The 2,131-nt window shown below is 68.1% G+C and carries 1 protein-coding gene and 1 pseudogene; one reads left to right on the top strand and one right to left on the bottom strand.

Annotation, left to right across the window (positions count from 1 at the left end):
• The first annotated feature begins 231 nt into the window (after positions 1 to 231).
• Positions 232 to 1,824 carry an IS1182 family transposase gene (locus ACFWAY_RS53605; RefSeq protein ID WP_378516520.1) on the top strand — a complete coding sequence of 531 codons (1,593 nt, stop codon included), beginning with the start codon at positions 232 to 234 and terminating at the stop codon, positions 1,822 to 1,824.
• Positions 1,825 to 2,002: 178 nt separating this feature from the next.
• Here ACFWAY_RS53605 and ACFWAY_RS53600 read toward each other — a convergent pair.
• A pseudogene (locus ACFWAY_RS53600) lies at positions 2,003 to 2,131 on the bottom strand (IS630 family transposase); the annotation flags it as partial.

Here is a 2,131-nt window from a genome sequence, read left to right as displayed (position 1 = left end):
GCCAACGCCTGCGACGTCTTCGCGCGTCGAGCCCAACCCAGCAGCGTGTCACGCTCGACATCGGACAGGACCAATTCCGCCTTCGGGCGACCAGCACGTGTCATCACCCGATGATACCAAAATATTCAACGAATCAATAACTCAGGACACTAGGAGCGTGCTGAACTATCCGACAGCCGACCGCCGCGTGTCGAGCCGGGTTTTGGGTGGTTGACCTGCGATAATGCTGCTGTGCAGGGTAATTCGGATTCGCAAGGTGATCTGTGGGACGTCTCGTCGGTGGCGGGGCATCTGCTTCCCGAGGGCAGTGTGTTCTCGTTCCTCGCCGAGCACCGATACGAGCTGTTCCCGCCCGAGCTGTTCACCGACCTGTTCCCCTCCACCCGTGGACGTCCCTCCCTGGCCCCCGAGGTCGTCGCATCGGTGCTGGTGCTCCAGGCCCTGCACGGTCTCTCCGACCGGGCCGCCGCCGAGGCGGTCACCTTCGATTTGCGGTGGAAGGCCGCCTGCGGGCTCCCGGTCGACGGGGCCGCGTTCCATCCGACGGTGCTCACCTACTGGCGTAAACGCCTGGCCGCCTCCGCGCGCCCGAACCGCATCTTCGAGGTGGTCAAGGAGGTGATCGCCGACACCGGTGTGCTGAAGGGACGCACCCGGCGGGCACTGGATTCGACCGTGCTCGATGACGCGGTCGCCACCCAGGACACCGTCACCCAGCTGGTCGCGGCGATCCGCCGGGTGGCCGCCCTGGTGCCCGGCGGCACGGAGGCGGTGGCCCGGCTCGGCACGGCCTGCGACTACTCCACCCCCGGTAAACCCGACATCGCCTGGGAGGACAAGGCGGCCCGCGACCAGCTGGTCGACGCCCTGGTGCGCGACGCGGTGGCGATCGGTGCCGCGTTGACCGGGCCCGACACCGACCCGGTCGACCCGGACTCGCCGGCGGGGCAGGCGTTGGCGCTGCTGGCGCTGGTCGCCGGCCAGGACGTCGAATGGGTCACCGACGACGGCGGCGGCGAGGGTGGCGGGGGCCGGTGGCGGATCGCCCGCAAGGTCGCCCCGGATCGGGTGATCTCCACCGTCGACACCGAGACCCGGCACGCCCGCAAGACCCGCTCACGCCGGCAGGACGGTTACAAGGGCCACATCGCCGCCGAACCCGACACCGGGTTGATCACCGCCGCGAAACTGACGAAGGCCGCAGGCCGGGGCAGTGGCGATGCGGAGGTCGGCGGTCAGCTGCTCGCCGACGACGACACCCTCGACGGCCCGGCCGAGGTGCTCGGTGATTCCGCCTACGGCAGTGGTCAGTTGCTCGACGACCTCACCGAGGCCGGTCACGATCCGGTGATCAAACCCAAACCCGTCCCCACCCCCACCGGCCTCGAGGACGCGTTCACCGCCGACGAGTTCACCGTCGATCACGACCGCGAGACGGTGACCTGCCCGAACGGCGAGACTGCGTCGTTCGCGAACACACCCCGCACCGCGACGTTCGGACGGGCCTGCACCACATGCCCATTCCGGTCACGCTGCACCAACTCCGTGCGGGGCCGCACCGTCCATGTCGGGGAACACGATCGGCGGGTGCGGGCCCACCGGGCCCGGTGGGCCCGCGATGAGCAGATGCGCCGGGACTACCGGCAGCATCGCCCGATGATCGAACGCAGCATCGCGTGGATGACCCGCGGAGCACGAACGCTGCGGTACCGGGGCGTCGCCAAGAACGACGCGTGGTGGAACCTGAGGGCGGCAGCGGTGAACCTGCAACGGCTCACCGGCCTCGGATTGAGCATCGAGGACGGGATGTGGGCCCTGGGATAGCCCCCGCAGGGGGCGCCCACCGCGGCCACGCGCCACGCACCCGACGATCAACGGCCCGATCCCGGCCCGGAGCGGAAACCACAATGCCCGAACACTATTTTCGGCACATCATCGACTCCCGGACCGGAGGATTCTCCCACACCGCCAACCCCCACCGCCTCGATAAATCAGCGGGCTCCTAGTGTCCTGAGTCGTTGTTCAGTTGATTAATTCGCGTGCAGTAGTTGGCGAGGTTGTCCAGGATTTCGTCTGCGGTTTTGGTCCACACGAAGGGTTTTGGATCGTCGTTCCATGCGTCGATCCAGGC

The organism is Rhodococcus sp. NPDC059968 (assembly GCF_042738615.1).
GTDB lineage: Bacteria > Actinomycetota > Actinomycetes > Mycobacteriales > Mycobacteriaceae > Rhodococcus_F.
Note: the sequence above shows the minus strand (reverse complement) of the source record. Positions and strands in the feature narration are given on the sequence as shown.